Origin of the sequence: Thalassomonas actiniarum, assembly GCF_000948975.2 — a bacterium.
GTDB classification, from domain to species: domain Bacteria; phylum Pseudomonadota; class Gammaproteobacteria; order Enterobacterales; family Alteromonadaceae; genus Thalassomonas; species Thalassomonas actiniarum.
On the sequence record NZ_CP059735.1, the window covers coordinates 5,903,811 to 5,928,713 of the forward strand.

General features: G+C 46.4%; 12 protein-coding genes and 3 rRNA genes. 9 read left to right on the top strand and 6 right to left on the bottom strand.

Annotated features, from left to right (window positions below):
- Nucleotides 1-86: 86 nt before the first annotated feature.
- A complete protein-coding gene (gene glpD, locus SG35_RS25650) occupies nt 87-1,625 on the bottom strand; it encodes a glycerol-3-phosphate dehydrogenase (RefSeq protein WP_044833460.1) in 1,539 nt (512 codons plus the stop codon).
- Nucleotides 1,626-1,951: 326 nt separating this feature from the next.
- Entirely contained in the window at nt 1,952-2,713 is a 762-nt protein-coding gene (locus SG35_RS25655) for a DeoR/GlpR family transcriptional regulator (protein WP_044833438.1), read from the bottom strand.
- 280 nt (nt 2,714-2,993) lie between these two features.
- Between SG35_RS25655 and glpK the strand changes: the two genes are divergently transcribed.
- The gene (gene glpK / locus SG35_RS25660; protein WP_044833461.1) at nt 2,994-4,478 is read left to right on the top strand and encodes a glycerol kinase GlpK; all 1,485 of its coding nucleotides are present in this window, start codon (nt 2,994-2,996) and stop codon (nt 4,476-4,478) included.
- Between the two features lie 43 nt (nt 4,479-4,521).
- Nucleotides 4,522-5,238, top strand: a complete 717-nt coding sequence (locus tag SG35_RS25665; RefSeq protein ID WP_044833439.1) for an MIP/aquaporin family protein — start codon at nt 4,522-4,524, stop codon at nt 5,236-5,238.
- Nucleotides 5,239-5,754: 516 nt separating this feature from the next.
- Here the strand turns inward: SG35_RS25665 and SG35_RS25670 are convergent.
- The 4 genes from SG35_RS25670 to SG35_RS25685 form a co-directional block, all read right to left on the bottom strand.
- Nucleotides 5,755-6,735 carry a hypothetical protein gene (locus tag SG35_RS25670; RefSeq protein WP_044833440.1) on the bottom strand — a complete coding sequence of 327 codons (981 nt, stop codon included), beginning with the start codon at nt 6,733-6,735 and terminating at the stop codon, nt 5,755-5,757.
- 437 nt (nt 6,736-7,172) lie between these two features.
- Nucleotides 7,173-7,287: ribosomal RNA gene (rrf, locus tag SG35_RS25675) — 5S ribosomal RNA — on the bottom strand.
- Between the two features lie 113 nt (nt 7,288-7,400).
- Nucleotides 7,401-10,288: ribosomal RNA gene (locus tag SG35_RS25680) — 23S ribosomal RNA — on the bottom strand.
- A 320-nt stretch (nt 10,289-10,608) separates the two neighbouring features.
- A 16S ribosomal RNA gene (locus SG35_RS25685) occupies nt 10,609-12,148 on the bottom strand.
- The 16S, 23S and 5S rRNA genes sit together here, the layout of an rRNA operon.
- Before the next feature lie 1,052 nt (nt 12,149-13,200).
- Between SG35_RS25685 and SG35_RS25690 the strand changes: the two genes are divergently transcribed.
- From SG35_RS25690 to prpC, 7 genes are all read left to right on the top strand, one after another.
- Complete coding sequence (locus SG35_RS25690) at nt 13,201-14,907, top strand: methyl-accepting chemotaxis protein (RefSeq protein WP_044833019.1); 1,707 nt, start codon at nt 13,201-13,203, stop codon at nt 14,905-14,907.
- A gap of 445 nt (nt 14,908-15,352) precedes the next feature.
- Complete coding sequence (locus SG35_RS25695) at nt 15,353-18,259, top strand: hypothetical protein (protein ID WP_044833020.1); 2,907 nt, start codon at nt 15,353-15,355, stop codon at nt 18,257-18,259.
- A 2-nt stretch (nt 18,260-18,261) separates the two neighbouring features.
- Nucleotides 18,262-20,796: a hypothetical protein gene (locus tag SG35_RS25700; protein ID WP_044833021.1), complete on the top strand. Its 2,535-nt coding sequence runs from the start codon at nt 18,262-18,264 to the stop codon at nt 20,794-20,796.
- Between the two features lie 415 nt (nt 20,797-21,211).
- Nucleotides 21,212-21,784, top strand: coding sequence for a PEP-CTERM sorting domain-containing protein (locus SG35_RS25705; protein ID WP_044833022.1), 573 nt, complete (start codon nt 21,212-21,214; stop codon nt 21,782-21,784).
- Nucleotides 21,785-22,001: 217 nt separating this feature from the next.
- The gene (locus SG35_RS25710) at nt 22,002-22,667 is read left to right on the top strand and encodes a GntR family transcriptional regulator (protein WP_044833023.1); all 666 of its coding nucleotides are present in this window, start codon (nt 22,002-22,004) and stop codon (nt 22,665-22,667) included.
- 16 nt (nt 22,668-22,683) lie between these two features.
- Complete coding sequence (gene prpB, locus SG35_RS25715; RefSeq protein ID WP_044833024.1) at nt 22,684-23,562, top strand: methylisocitrate lyase; 879 nt, start codon at nt 22,684-22,686, stop codon at nt 23,560-23,562.
- A 122-nt stretch (nt 23,563-23,684) separates the two neighbouring features.
- The gene (gene prpC / locus SG35_RS25720; protein ID WP_044833025.1) at nt 23,685-24,809 is read left to right on the top strand and encodes a bifunctional 2-methylcitrate synthase/citrate synthase; all 1,125 of its coding nucleotides are present in this window, start codon (nt 23,685-23,687) and stop codon (nt 24,807-24,809) included.
- The last annotated feature ends 94 nt before the right edge of the window (nt 24,810-24,903 follow it).

A 24,903-nucleotide genomic window follows, 5' to 3' on the forward strand; every position in this document is an offset into this window, starting at 1 on the left:
CTGTGATCCTTTCAGGTTGTTTTTCCGCCATAGCCCTGGCGGCGATAGTAATAATGAGATGGATAAACAAGGTTTGCTTATTTCGGTTATGCCGAGACCTTTCGACATTCCTGCGTATCCAGGTAATCAGAAAGGCTCTGAACCTGGGCTGGGGTTAGATACAAACCCAGTTTGGTGCGGCGCCATAAAATATCTTCGCAGCTATAGGCCCATTCTTTGGTGATCAGATAATCGACTTCAGCCGTATATAAACCGGCGCCAAAGTCTTGCCCTAACTGCTCCAGAGCCGTTGCCTGGCGTAAAAACAGCAAGCATAAACTGCCATAAGTGCGGCAATAGCGGCTGATCAGCTCAGCGGGCAGCCAGGGATACCTCTGCTTTAACTCCTGGGAAAAAGCCGCGCTAAAACCAAGCGCATAATTTTTACTGCTGCGATGAAAGTCGACACCGGGCAAACTGACTTTTTCTGTCCAGGACGGCGCCATTTCCTCAAAATAGGGCGCCAACTTGGCTAAAGCGGTTTCCGCCAGTTTTCGGTAGGTAGTGATCTTGCCGCCAAAAACGGATAGTAAAGGCGCTGTCCCCAAGTGCTCTTCCACTTCCAGGGTATAATCCCGGGTGATAGCCGATGGGCTATTGGACTCGTCATCACATAAAGGGCGCACCCCGGCATAACTTGCCACGACATCTTTTTCCACCAGCTGAGACTTAAAATAGCGGTTAACCACATCAAGCAGGTATTCCCTTTCTTCTGCCGTGATCGCCACTTTGGCCGGATCGCCGGGAAAATCAACGTCTGTGGTGCCTATCAGGGAAAAATCCTGCTGATAAGGAATAACAAAAACAATGCGTTGATCTTCATTTTGCAGAATATAAGCCTGGTTTTGCGGATAAATTTTCGGCACGATAATATGACTGCCCTTGATCAGCCGGGTCTTGCGCACCGGAGTCAGCTTAAGGGCACTTTCTATAAATGAACCGACCCAGGGCCCCGCGGCATTCACCAGGGCACGGGCATGGACTAAAGTCCTCTGTTTGCTCATGACATGTTCAAGAGTGACATGCCAAATGCCTCCCACCCGCTTGGCCTGAATACACCGGGTTCGGTTTAAAATGCTTGCGCCGTTTTCCCGGGCACTGATGGCGTTGAGTATCACCAGACGGGCATCATCCACCAAGCAATCGGAGTATTCAAATCCCCGGGTAATGTGCTCTTTAAGCGCTTGTTCAGGAGAAAAACTCACGGATTTCGAGCCCGGCAGCGTTTCCCGTTTACCCAGATGATCATAAAGAAATAAACCGGCACGTATCATCCAGGCAGGTCTTAAATGGGGCTGATGGGGCAGGCAAAAACGCAGAGGAGAAATGATATGGGGCGCTTTTTTCAGCATGACCTCCCTTTCTGCCAGGGCTTCACGCACCAGACGGAATTCATAATGCTCTAAATAGCGCAGGCCGCCATGGATCAGTTTACTGCTGGCCGACGAAGTCGCCCCCGCCAGATCATGCTGTTCACATAAAATAACGGATAAATTGCGCCCGGCCGCATCTGCCGCGATACCCGCGCCATTGATGCCGCCGCCAACAATTAACAAATCTACAGTCCCTTGTATTAAATTTGCCATCTTCTTCCCCTTATAACTGATAAAGCTTTCACGGGTGAAAAACTCTCGGATAAAAATCATCCCCGCTTTTCAAGAGCTTCTGTCCTGAAAAATAGCGAACAGCTGTTGTTTTATCTTCGAGCCCGAACACAGTTGATAATATATACAATAAAATACCCGCCAGGCAAGCCAAAACGAACATTTTCGAAAATAAATGTCACATTACGAACTTTTCAACAGGCATTTTTAAGACATGTCAACCAAAACTCAGACAGCTTTATCGCGGAGAAAGAAATAGGCCAGAGGCATAAGATATGTCTCTGGCCTATTAAGTAACAGAAGCTTGCCTAGCCGGTAACATCTAAACAGACATTATGCTCGTTCAGGATATTAAGAATATTTTTTACCGGTTTACGATCGGTAAATAATCTATCCGCCTGTTTGATATTGCCTAAACGCACCATGGCACTGCGGCCGAATTTCGTATGGTCGGCGGCAAGGAAAACATTACGGGAGTTTTCCATGATCGCCTGGGCAATGCGCACTTCCTGATAATCAAAGTCCAGCAAAGAACCATCGCCATCTATGCCGCTAATACCGATAATGCCATAATCCATTTTAAACTGGCCGATAAAATCCCGTGTCGCCTCACCGACAATACCGCCATCCCGGCTCCTGACCATGCCACCGGCAATAATGACATTAAAATCTTCTTTATTACTCAGGATTGAAGCGACATTGAGATTATTGGTCACTACCTGTAATCCCTGGTGATTAAGCAGCGCCCTGGCGATGGTTTCTGTGGTAGTGCCGATATTGATAAACAGCGATGCGTGATCCGGAATATGGCTTACCACCGCCTGGGCAATACGTTGTTTTTCTTCCAGCTGGGAAATCTTGCGGGTATTATAGGAAGTGTTTTCTGTGCTGGAGTCTAAACCGGCTCCGCCATGATGACGGCGTATCTGGTTTTGCTCAGCCAGCTGGTTAAGATCCCGCCGGATGGTCTGCGGGGTAACTTTAAAAAAATTAACAAAATGCTCAATGGTCACAAAACCCTGCTCTTTCACCATTTCAACAATCTTCGCCTGCCGGCTAACCTGCCCCATTTTTCCTGAACTCCGGTATAGTTGCACCAAATCGATAAAATTTTCGTTACTATAACACCAGAAAGGCAAATGCGGAACTTTACGAACTTACAAATAAAAGCTTAGGCAATATCAAGCCAATAAGATTCAAAAAGCAACACATTTGTACTTTATTGAAGCTTTAACCTTCACAAAAGAAAATATTTGTTTAATATCGAATATCTCAAGGATGAAGTTTTTCCTGATCATTAGCAGAAAAATCTTGCTGGGCCAGGGGCACAGCAAAAGGGGAGTCGTTATTATGTCTAGATATATCTTGTCTATCGACCAAGGTACCACCAGCTCACGGGCGATCATTTTTGATGCCTCGGGAGCTATCATCAGCAGCGCGCAAAAGGAATTCAAACAGTATTACCCGAACAACGGCTGGGTAGAACATGACCCGGAAGAAATTTGGCAAACGACCATAGAAACTTGCCGCCAGGCCATGGCAGAAAAGCAGCTCAGTGCCGCCGATATCGCCACCATAGGGATCACCAACCAAAGAGAAACCACCCTGGTATGGGATAAACAAACCGGTGAGCCTGTCTATAATGCCATCGTCTGGCAAGATCGCCGTACCGCCGATTATTGCAGCACTTTAATTGAACAAGATCTGGAGCAGGAATTTAATGATAAAACCGGCTTATTAATCGACCCGTACTTTTCCGGCACTAAGCTCAAATGGATCCTGGATAACGTCAGCGGCGCACGCGCCCGTGCAGACAAAGGTGAACTTGCTTTCGGTACCATAGATACCTTTTTACTGTGGCGGCTAACCGGTGGAAAGAGCCATAAAACAGATGCCACCAACGCCTCCCGTACCCTGATGTTTAATATTCACAGCCAGGAATGGGATACCGGCTTACTGGACCGGCTAACCATACCCGAAAGTTTGTTACCGCAAGTACACGATTCAAGCGCCGCCTTCGGCGTCACCGAAGCCGGACTGCTTGGCAGTGAAATAGCCATCGGCGGTATGGCCGGCGATCAACAGGCCGCCCTGGTTGGCCAGGCCTGCTTTAAAGAAGGTATGGTAAAAAGTACCTATGGTACCGGCTGCTTTATGATGCTTAATACCGGTGAGCAGGCATTAAAATCCAACAACAGGTTATTAACGACCGTCGCCTACCGTCTCAACGGCAAAGTCACCTATGCCATTGAAGGCAGTATTTTCGTTGCCGGCGCCGCGATCCAGTGGTTACGCGACGGTATTAACTTAATTCAGGAAGCCAGCGAGACCGAGCAGTTAGCAGAAAACACCCCGGTAAATCACGGTGTCTATATGGTGCCGGCTTTTACAGGCCTTGGTGCCCCCTATTGGGATCCACAAGCCCGTGGTGCCATTTCAGGATTAACCCGGGATACCGGCATAGCCGAATTTGTCAGTGCTGGTTTGCAATCGGTATGTTATCAAACCAAAGACCTCAAGCGGGCAATGGAAGATGACGGTGCCATCCGGCCCTCAACCTTACGGGTAGATGGTGGTATGGTGGCCAATAACTGGCTGGTACAGTTTTTATCTGATATTTTAGGAGCAGATATTGACCGTCCGGTGATCCAGGAAACCACAGCTTTAGGAGCTGCTTATCTGGCGGGCCTGCAAGTGGGTTTATTTGATTCACTCGAGCAAATAGGCGAGCTTTGGCAGTGCCAGCGTCAGTTCACCCCACAAATGCCTAAAACAGAAAGGGATGAGCTTTACCAGGGCTGGGAAGATGCAGTATCCCGGGTAAGATCAAAATAATGCCTCTATAGGCAGAAAATCATTAAGGATAATGGAGTAACGAATGGAATATATAATAGGTGAATTTTTAGGCAGCCTCTTTTTGATCTTATTCGGCGGCGGTGTTGTCGCTAATGTTGTACTGTCAAAATCTAAAGGGGAAAACGGCGGCTGGATTACTATTACTGCCGGCTGGGCATTTGCGGTTATGATAGGCGTATTTGTTGCCAGTTCAAGCGGATCCCCTCAGGCTGATATTAATCCTGCGGTGACCCTGGCAAAATACTTCCTCGGTGTCTATGACTCATTAACGTATGTGATCAGCGCTGCTCTAGCGCAAATATCCGGGTGCTTTACCGGGGCTATTCTGGTATGGCTAACCTATTTACCCCACTGGAAAGAAACCCAAGATCAGGAAGCCAAGCTAGCGGTCTTTTGCACAGCACCGGCGATATCGCATGTTCCGGGAAACCTGATCAGTGAAATTATCGGTACAGTGGCCTTGATTTTTGGTGTTGGCGCCATAGTAACTTCGGGTGATTTTGCCGCCGGTATGGTGCCCTACCTTGTCGGTATGCTGGTATGGGGTATAGGACTTTCCCTCGGAGGACCAACAGGTTACGCTATTAACCCTGCCCGGGATCTAGGTCCAAGATTAGCCCATGCCTGTCTACCAGTGGCAAACAAAGGCTCTTCTCAATGGCATTATGCCTGGATTCCTGTCATTGGCCCGGTTACCGGTGCCGCAATTGCAGCTGGATTATGGCAAAATATTCTGTAAATAATAAGGGCTGCCTTATAGCAGCCCCAAAATACTCTATTTCATCAAGTATCTTTACTCTTATAAGCTAGCTTACCGCATGCTTTTCCCAATGCTGACCATCAAAGTCATAAAAGTGATAATATTAGCTTGAGTATCCTGATAACGGACATTTACATCTATGCCATCAGGATTTAATCTTGAGGTATAAAAGGGTTTTATACCCCATATCTTACAAAACGTATATTTGGCGACATTGCCATTAAAACTATCAGTTTGCAGCTTACCTTCTCCTGAGAGCAAGGTAAACTTAGATGTAGCTACAATAAGATGTAAAAACCCCGACTTTGCACAAATAGAGCAAGTGTAATCATCGACGAACAAATCCTTCGGTGCCTCTACTTCAAAGCAGACAATGCCCCAATAACAACTTTCCTAGTATATCGCGCTACCCCCCCTGTTAGACGCAAAATAAGTTACATGTCTTATAAAAAGCGCTTCAATACGAATATCAACACGCTTTTATAATAAGAATCACTATTTACGTACTAAGGCAACAGCATACTGTTGGCTTTGGCTATTTTGGCTACCAAGGAATAAAAAGTTTCTGAAATCAATAGACGTATAAAGTGTATGATAAAATCCAGACACATCTCCCATATGAAGTGTGAGCGAACAACTTGTATCCAGGCTCTGACGCTCAATATCTTCTGCTAGCGGACTACATTCGGCTGCATTAACTTCGACCCCACCATAAAACAAGGTATGAGGTATCATCATGCTACTACCACCAAAAACATTTTGAAATTCATTATCATGATCTGACTTTAATAAAGCTCCCACCTCAGTCGCGGTTGCCCAGCGCCAATCACTTAATGATCCCCCCCATGCCAAAGCTTCTTTAATTTCTTTAGAAGACATATGGGCGATAGTTTTAAAACGCATCCAGGTTAAACCACTCATATCAAGCTGGGCACCATCTGCCTCTGAAACTTCAGTATATGCGTCCCATTCCCAGGCTTCTTTGGGTTTGACATAATCCGGGTTTACTATCAATAAAGAATGAGCATAACTTTCGTTAGGAACCCAGCTTTGAACTTGGTCAATAGCAAAGTCATGGTCTTTTGTCAGGGCACAGGTACTCCAGAGAATACTACCATCCGCAGTACACTTCCTTACACCAGGTGACAGTGGATCAACAGCACCATATTTAAGTTCTGTAACTGCCCAGCCACCACTATCTATTACCTGATCAATAACATTCAAATCAGCCCCGGCCAATAAAGCAGTTACTTCTTCTGCCGTTGCATAGCGAGTATCAACAAAATCAGAGCCTAAAGTAAAACCTAATCCTCGGGTTTCTGAACCATTAACCCATTGCAAGCCCTGTAAATTATAACCATGTTGAGCTGCTAGCGTTTCATCTATCAATTCATGGTTACCAACACCAGCTGCTTGTACCGCCAAAGAACTAAGTGCTAACGTCGAACCTATTACTATATTTTTTATATTAAACATTGTACTTCCAAATATGTTAATAACGATAATCGAAATAATTACCTTGATAGCTCCTCACAACACTGCTTTAAAGGGCTAACGGTTAATTACTTATGGCTCTAGTGCAAGAGACAGATAAACGCATTTAGATCAACTGATGTAACACCAGAGCCAGCTTAGTTTATACCATTGATTCATAAGATAAGTTTATTACAGCGCATTACACCAGCTACCATAACAAAACACATTATTCACAAATAAAAAACAAAAGCAGATGCTTAAAACGATTTGATAATAAGGATTTAATCGTGTCCGGCATGGATACAGAAAGCTAAAACATTCAGCCAGCGAACTGGAAACAGTTTCGCGCAATGCAAAATCGCTAGTTCAACGACGAATATATTTTAATAAGAAAGCAAAAAGCCCGACTCTTTCGAATCGGGCTTCTCTAAATAGAAGTCTAGCAATGTCCTACTCTCACATGGGAACTCCCACACTACCATCGGCGCTACTGCGTTTCACTTCTGAGTTCGGCATGGGATCAGGTGGTACCACAGTGCTATTGTCGCTAGACAAAAACAGTCAATCTTGGAAAACGATATATATCTACTTATTCAATCTATGTGTACGTGACTTTTGTTTTTAATGTCAGTCTTCATACAACCTTAAAACCACTTGGGTGTTGTATGGTTAAGCCTCACGGGTCATTAGTACAAGTTAGCTCAATGCCTCGCAGCACTTCCACACCTTGCCTATCAACGTTGTAGTCTCCAACGGCCCTTCAGGGGACTTAAAGTCCCAGTGAGAACTCATCTTAAAGCCTGCTTCCCGCTTAGATGCTTTCAGCGGTTATCAGTTCCGAACGTAGCTACCGGGCAATGCCATTGGCATGACAACCCGAACACCAGAGGTTCGTCCACTCCGGTCCTCTCGTACTAGGAGCAGCCCTCTTCAATTCTCAAACGCCCACGGCAGATAGGGACCGAACTGTCTCACGACGTTCTAAACCCAGCTCGCGTACCACTTTAAATGGCGAACAGCCATACCCTTGGGACCGACTTCAGCCCCAGGATGTGATGAGCCGACATCGAGGTGCCAAACACCGCCGTCGATATGAACTCTTGGGCGGTATCAGCCTGTTATCCCCGGAGTACCTTTTATCCGTTGAGCGATGGCCCTTCCATACAGAACCACCGGATCACTATGACCTACTTTCGTACCTGCTCGACGTGTCTGTCTCGCAGTTAAGCTGGCTTATGCCATTGCACTAACCGTATGATGTCCGACCATACTTAGCCAACCTTCGTGCTCCTCCGTTACTCTTTGGGAGGAGACCGCCCCAGTCAAACTACCCACCAGACAGTGTCCCCAAGCCCGATTAGGGCCCCAGGTTAGAACATCACGCATACAAGGGTGGTATTTCAAGGTTGGCTCCACCAACACTGGCGTGCTGGGTTCAAAGCCTCCCACCTATCCTACACATGTAGGAGCAATGTTCACTGTCAAGCTATAGTAAAGGTTCACGGGGTCTTTCCGTCTAGCCGCGGGTATACGGCATCTTAACCGCAATTTCAATTTCACTGAGTCTCGGGTGGAGACAGTGTGGCCATGATTACGCCATTCGTGCAGGTCGGAACTTACCCGACAAGGAATTTCGCTACCTTAGGACCGTTATAGTTACGGCCGCCGTTTACCGGGGCTTCGATCATGAGCTTCGCAGAGCTAACCCAATCAATTAACCTTCCGGCACCGGGCAGGCGTCACACCGTATACGTCATCTTTCGATTTTGCACAGTGCTGTGTTTTTAATAAACAGTTCCAGCCACCTGGTTACTTCGACCGACTTCAGCTTAGGGAGCAAGTCCCATCACCATAGTCGGCGTACCTTCTCCCGAAGTTACGGTACTATTTTGCCTAGTTCCTTCACCCGAGTTCTCTCAAGCGCCTTAGTATTCTCTACCTAACCACCTGTGTCGGTTTGGGGTACGGTTCCTTATAATCTGATGCTTAGAAGCTTTTCCTGGAAGTATGGCATCAATGACTTCAACTCCGTAGAATCTCGTCTCGTATCTCAGTCTTAGAATCCCGGATTTGCCTAAGATTCCAACCTACATACTTTCACATGGACAACCAACGCCATGCTCACCTAGCCTGCTCCGTCCCTCCTTCGCAATTATAAGAAGTACAGAAATATTAATCTGTTTCCCATCGACTACGCGTTTCCGCCTCGCCTTAGGGGCCGACTTACCCTGCCCTGATTAACATGGGACAGGAAACCTTGGTCTTTCGGCGTGGGGGTTTTTCACCCCCATTATCGTTACTCATGTCAGCATTCGCACTTCTGATACCTCCAGCATGCCTTACAACACACCTTCAACGGCTTACAGAACGCTCCCCTACCACTCAAACAAAGTTTGAATCCGCAGCTTCGGTGACTAGTTTAGCCCCGTTACATCTTCCGCGCAGACCGACTCGACTAGTGAGCTATTACGCTTTCTTTAAAGGATGGCTGCTTCTAAGCCAACCTCCTAGCTGTCTATGCCTTTCCACATCGTTTCCCACTTAACTAGTACTTTGGGACCTTAGCTGGCGGTCTGGGTTGTTTCCCTCTCCACAATGGACGTTAGCACCCATAGTGTGTCTCCCGGATAGTACTCACTGGTATTCGGAGTTTGCAAAGGGTTGGTAAGTCGGGATGACCCCCTAGCCTTAACAGTGCTCTACCCCCAGTGGTATTCATCCGAGGCTCTACCTAAATAGATTTCGGGGAGAACCAGCTATCTCCCGGCTTGATTAGCCTTTCACTCCGACCCACAAGTCATCACCGCATTTTTCAACATACGTGTGTTCGGTCCTCCAGTTGATGTTACTCAACCTTCAACCTGCCCATGGGTAGATCGCCGGGTTTCGGGTCTATACCCTGCAACTGAACGCGCAGTTAACACTCGCTTTCGCTACGGCTCCCCTAATCGGTTAACCTTGCTACAGAATATAAGTCGCTGACCCATTATACAAAAGGTACGCAGGCACCGGACTAAATCCGGCTTCCACTGCTTGTACGTATGCGGTTTCAGGTTCTATTTCACTCCCCTCACAGGGGTTCTTTTCGCCTTTCCCTCACGGTACTGGTTCACTATCGGTCAGTTAGGAGTATTTAGCCTTGGAGGATGGTCCCCCCATATTCAGTCAACATTTCACGTGTGCCGACCTACTCGATTTCATGATAAGTTTATTTTCGTGTACGGGGCTATCACCCTGTATCGCCAAGCTTTCCAGCTTGTTCCACTAATGTACAAATCACTTAAGGGCTAATTCCCGTTCGCTCGCCGCTACTAAGGAAATCTCGGTTGATTTCTTTTCCTCGGGGTACTTAGATGTTTCAGTTCTCCCGGTTCGCCTCATTAAGCTATGAATTCACTTAATGATACCCGCCTGATGACGGGTGGGTTTCCCCATTCGGACATCGAAGGCTGTAACGGTTTTTATCACCTTACCTTCGCTTTTCGCAGATTAACACGTCCTTCATCGCCTCTAACTGCCAAGGCATCCACCACATACGCTTAGTCACTTAACCATACAACCCCAAGTAGTTTCCTATTTGAAAACCCGGTGACTAAACCGGATTAAGTTGTAAAGCCTGACATTTTCACGCACTCATAGAGTGTCTTGAATAAGAGTTGATAATGACTCAAGGAAGAAATCATTATCAGGTTTGATGTTCACAGCGCGACACTGTGTTCATCGTCGTAAATAGCCGTTTATAAAAACGATTATTCACGGGTATATATATATCAGCTTTCCAGATTGTTAAAGAACATCTCTAACCGCATTCGGTTAAAGTTGGTTATCATACCATTTGTGTAGACACTCATGAGAAGTTGTTCTACTTCAAGATAAGGAGGTGATCCAACCCCAGGTTCCCCTAGGGTTACCTTGTTACGACTTCACCCCAGTCATAAATCACAAAGTGGTGACCGTCCTCCCGAAGGTTAAACTAGCCACTTCTTTTGCAACCTACTCCCATGGTGTGACGGGCGGTGTGTACAAGGCCCGGGAACGTATTCACCGTGGCATTCTGATCCACGATTACTAGCGATTCCGACTTCATGGAGTCGAGTTGCAGACTCCAATCCGGACTACGACAAGCTTTGTGGGATTCGCTCCACCTCGCGGTATTGCTGCCCTCTGTACTTGCCATTGTAGCACGTGTGTAGCCCATCCCGTAAGGGCCATGATGACTTGACGTCGTCCCCACCTTCCTCCGGTTTATCACCGGCAGTCTCCTTAAAGTTCCCGCCCGAAGCACTGGCAAATAAGGATAGGGGTTGCGCTCGTTGCGGGACTTAACCCAACATTTCACAACACGAGCTGACGACAGCCATGCAGCACCTGTCACAGAGTTCCCGAAGGCACAAAACCATCTCTGGTAAATTCTCTGGATGTCAAGGGATGGTAAGGTTCTTCGCGTTGCATCGAATTAAACCACATGCTCCACCGCTTGTGCGGGCCCCCGTCAATTCATTTGAGTTTTAACCTTGCGGCCGTACTCCCCAGGCGGTCAACTTATCGCGTTAGCTGCGCCACCCACATCTCAAGGATACAGACGGCTAGTTGACATCGTTTACGGCGTGGACTACCAGGGTATCTAATCCTGTTTGCTCCCCACGCTTTCGTGCCTCAGCGTCAGTTTTTGTCCAGGTGGCCGCCTTCGCCACTGATGTTCCTTCCAATCTCTACGCATTTCACCGCTACACTGGAAATTCCACCACCCTCTACAAAACTCTAGCCTGCCAGTTCAAAATGCAGTTCCCAGGTTGAGCCCGGGGCTTTCACATCTTGCTTAACAAACCGCCTACGCACGCTTTACGCCCAGTAATTCCGATTAACGCTCGCACCCTCCGTATTACCGCGGCTGCTGGCACGGAGTTAGCCGGTGCTTCTTCTGTTGCTAACGTCACAGAATGCAGTTATTAACTACACCCCTTTCCTCACAACTGAAAGTGCTTTACAACCCGAAGGCCTTCTTCACACACGCGGCATGGCTGCATCAGGCTTTCGCCCATTGTGCAATATTCCCCACTGCTGCCTCCCGTAGGAGTCTGGGCCGTGTCTCAGTCCCAGTGTGGCTGATCATCCTCTCAAACCAGCTAGAGATCGTCGCCTTGGTAAGCCGTTACCTTACCAACTAGCTAATCTCACTTGGGCTAATCAAATGGCACGAGGCCCGAAGGTCCCCCGCTTTGGTCCGTAGACATTATGCGGTATTAGCAGTCGTTTCCAACTGTTGTCCCCCACCATAAGGCATATTCCCAAGCATTACTCACCCGTCCGCCGCTCGACGCCGAAGTACAAGTACTTCTCGTTTCCGCTCGACTTGCATGTGTTAAGCCTGCCGCCAGCGTTCAATCTGAGCCATGATCAAACTCTTCAATTAAAATCGTTTGTGAAGCTTTCGCTTCGACTCAATGAATTCTGTCAAATAAATATTACTTACTTAAAAAGTAAGTCGTACTTGTGTGTCATTCATCATTAAGTTTATTTTTTGCTCTTGCTTCGAAAAGCGAAGAACTATGTAAAATCAACATTAACGTGAGTGCCCACACAAATTGCATGATAACTAATTTTTAAAGAACCACTCTTTAAAAGAGTGAGATATAAATCGCATTCGTTTATACCTTGAGTTGCTTAAGACCTTGTCTCAAGCGAGATGCGCATGATACGCTTCTCAGTTTTGATGTCAACATCTTTTTTCAAAGTTTTGTTGGCTGTTTAGTGAATGTTTCCATCGACTAAACTTATCAAAACACTTCGTTGAGCTGCCCCGTGGAAGTGGATGCGCATTTTAGACATTTTATTGAAGAGGTCAACACCTTTTTTCAATAAATTTAATAAAATCTCATTAGCGTATTCGCCACCACTGAAATAGCTCAAAAAGAGAGCTGAAATTCATGAGTAAGGTTAACTTTTAGGCTAAACACCACACATCACAATTTAAAAATAAAAAGCCGTCCTTCCTAATGCCCCCCCTAAAAAGAATCTGTATTCAATTAAAAGTTGGCTCGACTGTTAATGAAGAAAATAACAGGTTAGTGGAGCGTTAATTCTATGATTGTCTTTATTTAAACTGCTTGATCCTCGGAATTGTTATCGCTTATGGTCAGTTGCTATTTGCTAACCTAGCAGGTTTATGCAAATAAACTAGGATTCATTTTCCCCCCTTACAAGTAGGTAGTTTGCACATAATAATTTAATACAAAGCACCGGGTAATTAACGACTAAGCGCTTATGATAAGCGTATTAAGCAATATAGCTTCATTATGCATCTAGCAAAATACAAGCTTTTTTAGAAAAACAAACACACTTTCACCCAATTTTAACCCTTTAATTTTTACTGCATGTTCAGCCCCCAACATAAACATGTCGCGCACAAAAACTTGACATAAACGACAACTTTTTTTCGAAAAATTTAATTACAAGAGGTAGGTAATGACGATTAAGAAAAAATTAATTGCGATATTAATCGCGATTGTATTGCTGGTTACAGGCTCGATAGTGGCTCAAAATATCGCCAACGTTAAAAATGGCCAACAGGCACAAGCGAGTAAAACCCGGTATCTTTCTTATTTAGTGGCAGATGAATTTCGTCAGACATCACTGGACTTAACCCGTTTATGCCGCAGCTTTGTCGCCACAGGCGAACAGAAGTACTGGGATGCCTATTGGCAGGTTATCAAATGGCGTAATGGTGAATCCCCAAGACCAGATAATACCGACCCGGCACTCTACCCCGGGGTTAAAAAGAAACAAAGCGACATCATGCGCGAGCTTAACTTTTCCAGACAGGAATTTGACCTGTTAGCCCTGGCAAATAAAAACTCCAACGCCTTAGTCGCCACCGAATCCCAGGCCATGGAATCGATTAAATCCGGATATGTCGTTGACGGGCCATTTCAGGCTTTACCCGGTGAAGACGTACAAACCTTTGCCCAGCGTATTGTTTTTGATAATGCCTATCACAGTGAAGCCGCAAAAATTCTAGCACCTGTAACGCAATTTTTTAAAGCCCAGGATCAGCGTACCGCACAGCATTTACAAGCAATAGAAGAGTCCGCCTCAAGCTGGTTGCTGATCAGTTTATGCAGCCAGATAGTGGCCGCCTTACTGATCGCCTTACTTATTGTGATATTAATTTATTCACTGTTTAAACCTTTACAGGAAGCAACCGGCGCTATGCTCAATATTGCCGAAGGCGATGGCGATCTGCAAAAGCGCCTGAAAGACTCTGGCAGTGATGAACTTTCAACCCTGGGGAAAGGCTTTAACAGCTTTGCCGCCAATATCCAGACAGTTATCGTCAACCTGCGCCGTATGATCGAGGAAATTTCAGCCTCTTCAAATCAGCTGACGACCACAGCACAACAAACCGATAATGCCATTAGCGAGCAAAAAGAAGAAATTCAAAAATTATTTGTCGCCATAGAGCAGCTGGTGCCAGCCATTCAGGATGTTGCTATGCTGGCTTCCGACGGTGCGGATAAGGCCAATGTTGCCAACCGGCATGCAACCTCGGGGATCGGGGTGGTAGAAAAAGCCGTCAAAAACATCAATAGCCTGGAAACCGATATTGAAAACTCTTCCAGCGTTATCAATAAGCTGGCAAAAGATACCAACAATATCAGCACAGTGCTCGATGTTATTGGCGGTATTGCCGATCAGACCAATTTGCTGGCATTAAACGCCGCCATAGAAGCAGCCCGTGCCGGCGAACAGGGCCGGGGTTTTGCCGTAGTGGCCGACGAAGTGAGAACCCTTGCCCAGCGTACGCAAAATTCCACCACAGAAATCCGCGAAATGATAGAAGGCTTGCAGGTTGAAGCCAATAATGCCGTTGCCGTGATGGAGCAAAGCCATATCAAAACGGAAACCTGCGTAAAAGACACCACAGATTTAGGGGATGCCCTGGAGAACATATCCGGCTCTGTCATGGCGATCACCGATATTAACCACCAGATTGCTTCGGCAACCGAAGAGCAAAGCGCCACCATAGAGGAGATCAGGCGCAACATCGACAATATTAACCAAAATGTCGAAACCACTTCCGCCGGTTCAAAAGAAACCGCCGACAACAGCCAATACACCACAGAGCTGACCATCAAGATACAAGCCTTAGTGAATCAATTTAAAACAAGTTAATAGCAAACTCAACTGAGGCTATGTCAGCCAAAAAATAAGGGAGTTTAACCATAAACTCCCTTATTTTGTCAGCTCCTGCAGCCCCCTAAGCCATTACCGGGTTATTGCCAGCTCCTCATTAATCATGACTAAGTTCACACGGTTGTTTCTTCAACCAGCCTTTAGACAAAACAAACCATGGCTTTGCAAAATTAAGCTGTTTCACCGATAAATCCATTGATTCCACTGAACAAATAATCTCTGGCTGAAATACCTTATAGACCCCGGCGGAGGTTATTGCGATCAGGCGAGCAAAGCCTGTATAAGGCATTATTCACTAGGTTTTCATAATCAATTGATTTTAAGGTTATTTATTGGCATATCTGTCAGGACAACCTAATGGTTCAGTACGTCAATAATCTCTGCTATCGAAAATAAAATACAGTTAATTAATAAGGTTTTAGCGATGGCAAAGAGTAAAGCGCGTACTGATCTACAAAGGGCGGTTGACGATATATTAACCGGGCGGATCAACAATCAGGTTGAAGCCAGGATGTTTATTTTAAAAACAATCGCCCGCCTTTCGAAAAACATTCAAACACGGTTTGGCGATATCAACGACCTCAACAGTCAACTGGTGCAGGTATATATCAAAGGTAATTCGGCCCTGAACCTTTACAAAATGAATGTCACCGAAGATAAAAAAAAGAAAGAGCTGTTTGATAAAAAATGGAGTGATTTCGACAACCAAATCGTGATCAACCCCTTCCTCCCCAAAGTATGGTGGTATGAAATCCTCAATCAAATTCATGATTGCATTAAAAACGACATTCTGCCGCCGGCCCGGGACGGCTTTATTATCGGTAAAACAGACAAGAGTAAGCTGCCAAAGCAAAACTACGATGGCAGCAAGACATTAAAACAAATCGATATTTCAGATACCGAACTGAAAGACGAACTTAAAGATGACTTTAAAAAGTACCCGGGAATCGCAAAAGGACTGCCGTTAGAGCATCAGCTAAAAATGCAGAGTAATGTCCTGCTGTGTTTAAGCAGCGAATACCTGCACCCGGTTAACTACTTCGACAACATTCGCACCCTGTTTGCTAAAAAAGACAAAGACATTGACTTTATGAAGCCTGAGTACAGCGAAGCGAATGAATATTTCCCGCCCGGTGTTGCCGTACTCAAAGATTTTCGCGGCAAAAAAGTAAAAAAAGACAGCTCGATCTGGATCAATACCACCATAGGCAAGTTTCTGTTATACCGATTAATCGCACGCTACAAAAAGCCGGGGTTGAGTTTTGAGGGCCAGGTCAACCGGGAAGACATCAATGCCGAGGCAGCCAAATTCAGGGGAGAGATCATTGATATCAGTATCCCGCGCCGCGAATCCGAAGAAACCCTCAACCAATGGGTGCGCTTCAGTAAAAACATCCAGGGTTTGACTAAAAATAACCCCTATTTCGTGCCTGATAACAAGATCGTCCAAAGAGGAATGAAACGTGTCCATATTCAGGCCAACCCAAGATACCTGGGGGATAATGGCCAGTATATACGCATCCCGGATTTTGAATATCAACTGGAAGAAAACATCAACATGATTAACGAGGTACTGACCGACACCAGCGGCTCGCCTCATAAATTCTATAAACGTTTAACCCGGGGTTATGCAGCGTTAACGGCAATCGAACAAATATCTCAAGTTGACGACGATCATCCCCTGAACAACAGCAAAGTTTTTAAGGAGGCGCTTGATCTCGAAGCCCTCTATGACAAATCAACCCAAAGCGGTATCAAGTGCTTTTTTAAACAATTCTCCCGCACCTTAAGATTTGATTATTTTACCCCTTTACTTGATGACACGATAAGCCTGGCGCTAAAACAAGCCTTACCCAAAACCGGCATTGCAGATCTGGAGTTCTCAGATTACAGCGACTGGTATGATAGCTTTGAAGTAAAGGCAGGCAATGATACCGAAGAGAAAATCAATGCCAAAGCAGTGATCACCGCCAAATTCAACAAGGATGAAGAGCAAAAGCAGATGAAGCAGTTACTCATTTGCACGCAGGTGGGCCATAAGGTAAATGAAGTATTGGCAACGAAATTCAAGCTGCCCTTTGCCAAGCTGGAAATCATCAATGCCTTGCGCATCAGTCTTGATAAATCTAAACCGGACAATCAAAAAGTTTTCTTTGACGGCATCTTAAGCACCAAACTGGATAAATACTTGCGCCTGGGCAGGGCCTACGATGAAAGCTACCCTTTACCTGTAGTACCTTTATACCTGTTGACCAAAAAGGCGTACTCAGCCGAAGAATTGCAGGAAGAAGTCCCCAAAGACTGGACCGTCGCCAAGGCCACATCAGGGCAAAAACAAGACTATGGTTATGACTTTCTTCTTAAGCACAAGGATCTGGATCATATTGTCGTGCTTAAACTCTTGGCGGCAGGCGACAATGCCAAATGGCAAAACATCGAGCAGAAATTAGAAGAGCTTTTGGTTTGGCAGCATGCCAGCCACCAACTCTTGCTCGCCCGTGCCGACAATAGCATCAATTGCCTTTATACCCTGATCACCCAACTGAAAAAACCTTATGAGAGCAAGATAAAAAACAATCAGCGCATGCTTGATTACTTTGATGAAGTCGGCGGTTTTGCCGCTCTCTACCCTATCGTCAGCAGCAACCTGGCAAAGGCAAAAGACAATGCCGGTCTGGTTGAAGTGGTTTTTGGCGCCTTAACAGAAGCCAAAGAGCAGTTCCACGAGTTAAGCCAGCGCAGCAATCTTTTGTATTGCAACGACAAGTTCCAGGAATTCACCCTCATGATTGACTTGCTGGCACTGATCACCGACAAACTCGAAGATATGACCAAGACTTCCAAAGATAAGGCTGTACAACATATTCATGCCGCCCTGTTGAAACTGCAGGCAAGTATGCAACCGGCAAATTACCAGCAGGAGGGCAACCTTTATCAGCCATTGGCCGAATATCTCACCAATGGTAAAAAATTACTGGCAATGGACCTGGATATCGATCCGAAGAATTTTTACGACTATGTCAAGGCGATCATTGCCGAGGTTAAAACCCAACTGGCAGGCTATGCCAAATACAAAAAAGACAATATACATGCCTCAATCTTTGCGGCAGAGAAAAGCAGCCGTTTGCTGGTAGACGATAACGGCAAACTCTACCGCGTGTTGCTGGAAAAAGGCATCGCCGACTATATCGATTATCGCATCGCCACGGCCCGCGACTTCTATTTAATACACTGGTTAGACAAAAGCCGCATTCATTACAAGATGAACGCCGTGTCTTTTACCACTAACTTAACTCAAAAAGCTATCGACGCCGCCGGTGGAGGAAAATAATCATGGCAAAAAGCAGAACACTCTTTCAACGTGAAATCGACGACAAACTCACCCAGGAATTTAACAACCAAAGGCCGGTAAGAGAATTTATCCTCGACTGGATAGCCCAACTGACCCAATACCTGCAGCAAAGGTACGGCGGTAATGTGCGCATTTTCATCAAAGGCGGTTCGGCATTAAACCTGCTCAGAGAATATCGCAGCAAACAGTTCGGCACCACCAAAAGCTGGAGTGATTTTGATAATCAGATCATTATCAATCCTAACCTGCCGATCGCAAAATGGTACGATATTCACCGCCAAATCCATACCTATTTGAAAGAGGAATATTTACCCTGCTTTCAAAAAGAATGGGATCTGTTTTTAAGTTACAACCGTAAAGAGTTCAGCACCGAGCAGCAGAAAGGCCTTGATCATTTTAAAGCCGAGACCATCAACAATGCTATTTTAGACTTTCCCCGCTATCAATTCCTGTTGGAAAAAGAGAACAGCGGCAATACCAAGTCGTGTAAGGTCGATACCGCCTATCAGGTCAGCACTCCCCTCAAAGATGATCGGGAAGCGCTAAACCTGACCCTGGAAAATACCAGTCAAAGCAATATGGTGTTTAGCGCCGGCATGGAGCTTATGCATCCGCTTAACCATTTTGATACCGCAATGTCCCTGTCCAGTATTGCCGATCTCGAAGGAAGAAACAATTCCGACATCAAGGGCTTGCGCAAAAAGTTGGCGGATGAAGGGATCAATAACGACGCCCTGTTTTTTAACAGCTACTTCCCGCCGACTTCTATGGTGCTGGATGAAAGCGTCAGCTCAAACGAAGCGCCCAACTCCAGCTCGATTTTACTTAATGCCACCATCTCCAAGTTTTACCTGTACCGCATTATCGTACGTTACGCCAACCATGACTTTTTTAATGACGGCGAGCGCAAGTCATTCGGCAAAAGAGACTGGTTTTCACCGGAGCAGAAGGCCTTTGACCGCGGACTCAGGGCGAAATTCCGCGGCGAATTGATCGATGTCAGTATCCCCCGCCGGGATAGCGAAGAAGCCATCCAGCAATGGCAGCAGGTTAACACCCATACCGTGCAATATTTTGCCCTGCCCGATTGTGATATCAAGGAAGAACCCGACAAGGAACAGGCCTTGTTGCTAAAGGGCCATCGCGGTTATTGGCTCAATGTCCCCGGTTGGGATTATCAGCTCAATGAAAACATCTTGTTGATACTGGAAGTCTTTATTGATATCAGCGGCTCCCCCCATAAGTTTTGGAAGCGGGTGCAAAGGGTAACCAAAGCAGTGCAAAATATCTATGGCAGCGATGACAGCGCAAAAAGCAATGAAGGCTTAAGGTTTGGCAACATCAAAGCCTTGTTTGACGGCATGACCTCTGAAGTAAAACTCGATTTTATGCGGCCACTCATTCAGGATGTCAACGGCTTGCTGCTCGATGATTATAGCTGTAAGTATTTACAGTCGGGCTCAGATGACTTGATCAATAAATTATTTGGCTTTGATTTCAAAAAAATCGACAGCCTTTTTGAAAAAGATTTAAGTACTCAGGTAGTGGCCAGCTGGGATAATGAAATCAAAGGGAAAACCGTTAACGGCAAAACCTTTGAAGCCATATTGCTGGAAAAGGTACCCGAAAAAAACGAGCGGGAAAATTGCCAGAAAATGCTCGGCTTTATGCTGATATATAAAAAACTGCATGACAGCTTTAAAAGCACTATCCAATTTAAAGACAAGGATGCACCGGGCAGTCAGGATGTAAAATATTTGAACCAGTTCCGCGCCAAGGTTGAAGAGGTGCTCGATGCGCCTTGTACCTTCGGCGGCATTCTCAGCAGTTATATCGATACCAGTTTAAAATCAGCTGCCGCCAAAACCCTGGATTATTACCTGCCTTTTGTGGAGTTGTTTATTGTTGCGCCGGCGAATTTCAATGAAAAAACCTTGCAGCAAAAGCTGAGCGATATTGACCTGATCAAGGAAAACGACGGCGCTTTTGTCGCCGATAACAGCTACAGCCTGTTTGACGACAGCCAGGATGGCTATGTCAAAGTCATCCTGAAGAAGTATAACTTGCCGGTATTGCTTTGGGTGGTGCATACCCCGGCAGAAACACTGACACGATTCCAGGAAAAACTCGTCGCCCTCGATAAAGTCGGCAATAGCATCAATCAAAAAACCGTCGAGCTGACCCATTTGCAGCAAGGCCTGAACACCCGTTACGCCAGCCTGGAGGAGCTTGAGCGGGAAGAGCGCACCAGGCAGCTTAAGCTGGTTGAAAAGGCATTGGCCGAGAAGATCGCCGAGCAGCGTAAATTACGTCGCCAGTCTCAGCTAATGCAAGTCTTCAACCCGGACAGCACCCAACTGAGGGGCCGCCGGAAAAGTGACAACTTCAGGTTTTTAAAAGGACCGGAAGCCGTCAAGCATATGGATATCAGAATTGCCAACGGCAAAAGCTTCTATATGACCCATTGGCTCGATCATGTTCGCACTCACTACAAAGATTTCATCACCCGCTTTTAAGGCGGGGAAAATATCATTAACCAAGGATTGTTTTAACCAAAAGACCTAAGCTGCCCTCCTGCGTGGATTTGCAGGAGGGTAAACCTGGTAAAAAGAATAGAAGGCGCATTTGTTTAACATACAAGCCTTACATAACAGGACTATCTTGCTTTTTCAGATACAAAACACCGGCTAAACTGGTTTTTGCCCAGAAGCAACAGCAGCTCTTTTAACCGGGCAGCCGACTTTAAAGGTTATGGCAGGCTGTTTCCGGCCACCTTGCCAAACACTCGATCACGATATCATCTCCGGCTTTATCCCATAAAACGGTATTCTTCAAGATTCGACAACCCAATAATTTCACAAGTGATTGTAGACTAAACAAATTACTTCACGTACTTTACACATTCCCTACGTTTTACAATGGAAAAAACACATGATGAAAAAACTCACCTTATCCGCCTTGTTAGCCTTATCTACACTATTTTCAGCCTCTGTATTTGCCACTCCGATTTACGGAACTTATGTTGAAGCCGACGGCAGCTTTTCAGGTAATATCAATAGTGTTTTAGGCGCACCTGACGATCAATTTATTCAGATAGATAACAACACTGCCGTGACCATATCCTTTGCCGATAATCAGGCGGCATTAGCTGACGGCACCGATGCTGCTGACCTTATCATTCATACTTATGATCTGCCTTATCCGGCAGATGCCCGGGTGGAATATAGCACAGACAACCTGAATTTTTTCCTGCTGGATATCTTTAGCGACGCTAATGTCAGCAATATCATTAATATTGATTTTGACCTGTTCGGCATAAACCATATAACTTCACTGCGTATCACCGACATTTCCGGTGCCGCCGCAGGTTTTGACCTTGATGCTATCGAAGGCATAAACGCAGGAGACGCGCTAAATGTGCCTGAGCCCTCCAGCTTACTCTTGCTGGCATTAGCCTTATTGGCAATTATGGCTTTACAAAACACAAGATCTCAACAGGTATAACTCATCCACCGGGCAGGGATGCCCTTTGATCTTATATAACCCCCTTTGTCTCTAAGCAAAAGTCCAGTATTTTAAAGGCTTATTTTCACCCTCTCATTATAATCTCCTGTAGCTGAGTTTACCGCACTGTTGTCGACAATATTCCGTCATTTGATTGACGAATCCCAAATTAACGGCTATATTGTCGACACTTTATTCATAAATAATTTTGGTTCTTATGGAGTTTTTCAGCGAAAAAGCCGTGACCGCTGCGGACAAAACGTTTTTCCAGTTAAGAAAAGAAATTGTTGAAGGCGAGATATCTTCAGGTTCCAAACTCAGCGAAACAGAATTGTCGACAAAATATTCTGTCAGCCGGGCGGTGATCCGCGAAGCAATTAACCGCCTGGAATCCTGCCACCTGGTCGAGCGCAAAGCCAATGTCGGCGCCCGCGTGGTGGCATTAACCCCAGAGGGGCTGGTGGAGCTGTATCAAATACGCGAAGCCCTCGAAGGCATGGCGGCCAGACAGGCGGCAAAAAACATGACCGACGAAGAAATCGCCGATTTAACCGGCCTGCTCAACGCCCACTTCCAGGAAGTCAAGTCCGGCGACTCCTATTACCAGGAAGCCGGCGATGTCGATTTTCACTACCGCATTATCCTCGGCAGTAAAAATAAACACCTGATCGGCATGCTCACCGACGGCATCTATCACCTGGTGCGCATGTACCGGGTACAGCTAGGCATGGCCGGTCCCAGGGTGACTACGGCTTTTGACGAACACCAACATATCGTCAAGGCCATCGCCAACCGGGATGAAGAGCTGGCGGAGTTGTTGATGCGCCGCCACATCATGTATTCGAAAAACAACATTGAACAGAAATTAGTAAACAAGCTATAGCAGAGAGAGAAACATCATGAGTGCAGGTAAAAAATTTCGTCAGGCATTAGCCGACAATAAACCGTTGCAAATCGTTGGCACCATTAACGCCTACAGCGCCATCATGGCCAAGAAAATCGGCCATCAGGCCATTTATCTGTCTGGCGGCGGGGTGGCCAATGCTTCCTACGGCCTGCCTGACTTAGGCATGACCTCACTGAACGACGTCATTGCCGACGTGCAGCGCATTACCGCCGCCTGCGATCTGCCGTTAATGGTGGATATCGACACCGGCTGGGGCGGCGCTTTTAATATCGCCAAGACCATCCGTGACATGGAAAAAGCCGGCGCCGCCGCCGTGCACATGGAAGATCAGGTAGCACAAAAACGTTGCGGCCACCGTCCCAACAAAGAAATCGTGTCTACCGAAGAGATGGTTGACCGTATCAAGGCAGCGGTTGATGCCCGTACCGACCCGGACTTTTTCATCATGGCCCGTACGGATTCCTTCGCCCAGGAAGGTCTGGAAGCCGCCATCGAACGCGCCAAGGCTTATGTTGCCGCCGGCGCCGACGGTATCTTTGCCGAAGCAGTACAAACCGAAGCGCACTACCGTGCCTTCGCCGAAGCATTAGATGTGCCTATCCTGGCCAATATCACAGAATTCGGTAAAACCGAACTGTGGAACAAAGAACAACTGGGTGAATGGGGAGCCGATATGGTGCTTTACCCGTTAAGCGCTTTTCGCGCCATGAATAAAGCCGCCGAGTTGGTTTATACCTCAATCCTGGAAAACGGCGACCAAAAAGCCGTAATCGATACCATGCAAACCCGCATGGATCTATACGATTACCTGGGCTACCACGACTACGAGCAGAAACTGGATTCGTTATTTGCCGAAGGTAAAAACAAATAATTTCCCTGCTTAGACGCAAGTAAATCTATTGCAACAGGACCTGCAGGTGTTGCCGGGGAAATAAAAATAACAGCCCCCGGCACACCAGAGAAACGACAAATTTTAATATTGAGGAAGCAAACATGGTAGATAAAAAATTAGGAGGCGCTGGCCTTCGCGGTCAAAGTGCCGGTGAAACTAAACTTTGTACGGTCGGTAAATCAGGCAGCGGCTTAACCTACTGCGGTTACGATGTTTCTGACTTGGCTGAAAACGCCACTTTTGAAGAAGTCGCCTACTTACTGTTTAACGGTGAATTACCTGACCAGGCACAGTTAGACAGCTACAACACTGAACTTGCCGGAATGCGCGACCTGCCCCAGGCATTAAAAGAAGTTTTGCAGCGCATTCCTGCCGATGCCCACCCTATGGATGTGATGCGCACCGGTGCTTCATTTTTAGGCAACCTGGAGCCGGAAGAAGATTTCAGCCAGCAAAACAAAGCGGCGAACCGCTTACTGGCGGCCTTCCCGGCAATCATGACCTACTGGTACCATTTCTCACACAACAACAAAGAAATCGATTGTGTGACCGATGAAACCACCATCGGCGGCCACTTCCTGAAACTGTTAACCGGCAAAACCCCGTCTGAATTACACCGCCGCGTGATTGACGTGTCTTTGATCTTATATGCCGAGCATGAGTTCAATGCCTCCACCTTCACCGCCCGTGTTTGTGCTTCTACCTTATCAGACATGTACTCCTGTATTACCGGCGCTATCGGTTCATTACGCGGCCCGCTGCATGGCGGTGCCAATGAAGCAGCCATGGACATGATCCAGAAATTCAAATCGCCGGCCGATGCCAAAGAGCAAATGGCGGGTATGCTGGAACGTAAAGAAAAAATCATGGGCTTTGGCCATGCGGTCTACCGCACTTCAGATCCGCGCAATGTGATTATCAAAGCCTGGTCAGAAAAACTGGCTGAAGAATTCGGCGACAGTTCACTGTACGATATTTCCGTGGCTTGTGAAGAATACATGTGGGATACCAAGAAGTTATTCTGTAATGCCGACTTCTTCCACGCCTCTGCCTATCACTTTATGGGCATTCCTACTAAGCTGTTCACACCGATTTTTGTCTGTTCACGCTTAACCGGTTGGGCAGCACATGTGATGGAGCAAAGGGACAACAACCGTATTATCCGTCCAAGCGCCGACTATATCGGCTCCGAGCCAAGAACAGTAACGCCAATCGCACAAAGATAATTGGCTTTAAGGTTTAGCCAAAATAAAACGGCTAAACACGACAATAATTGCGAAAGGGGAACGGAATCACAACACCGGCTCCCCTTTTCCATTA

Excerpts from the sequence above, each read along its gene's own strand:
- SG35_RS25695 (WP_044833020.1), top strand. The coding sequence starts at position 15,353 with ATGGCAAAGAGTAAAGCGCGTACTGATCTACAAAGGGCGGTTGACGAT.
- glpD (WP_044833460.1), bottom strand. The coding sequence starts at position 1,625 with ATGGCAAATTTAATACAAGGGACTGTAGATTTGTTAATTGTTGGCGGC.
- SG35_RS25705 (WP_044833022.1), top strand. The coding sequence starts at position 21,212 with ATGATGAAAAAACTCACCTTATCCGCCTTGTTAGCCTTATCTACACTA.
- prpC (WP_044833025.1), top strand. The coding sequence starts at position 23,685 with ATGGTAGATAAAAAATTAGGAGGCGCTGGCCTTCGCGGTCAAAGTGCC.
- SG35_RS25700 (WP_044833021.1), top strand. The coding sequence starts at position 18,262 with ATGGCAAAAAGCAGAACACTCTTTCAACGTGAAATCGACGACAAACTC.
- SG35_RS25670 (WP_044833440.1), bottom strand. The coding sequence starts at position 6,735 with ATGTTTAATATAAAAAATATAGTAATAGGTTCGACGTTAGCACTTAGT.
- SG35_RS25655 (WP_044833438.1), bottom strand. The coding sequence starts at position 2,713 with ATGGGGCAGGTTAGCCGGCAGGCGAAGATTGTTGAAATGGTGAAAGAG.
- glpK (WP_044833461.1), top strand. The coding sequence starts at position 2,994 with ATGTCTAGATATATCTTGTCTATCGACCAAGGTACCACCAGCTCACGG.
- SG35_RS25665 (WP_044833439.1), top strand. The coding sequence starts at position 4,522 with ATGGAATATATAATAGGTGAATTTTTAGGCAGCCTCTTTTTGATCTTA.
- prpB (WP_044833024.1), top strand. The coding sequence starts at position 22,684 with ATGAGTGCAGGTAAAAAATTTCGTCAGGCATTAGCCGACAATAAACCG.
- SG35_RS25690 (WP_044833019.1), top strand. The coding sequence starts at position 13,201 with ATGACGATTAAGAAAAAATTAATTGCGATATTAATCGCGATTGTATTG.
- SG35_RS25710 (WP_044833023.1), top strand. The coding sequence starts at position 22,002 with ATGGAGTTTTTCAGCGAAAAAGCCGTGACCGCTGCGGACAAAACGTTT.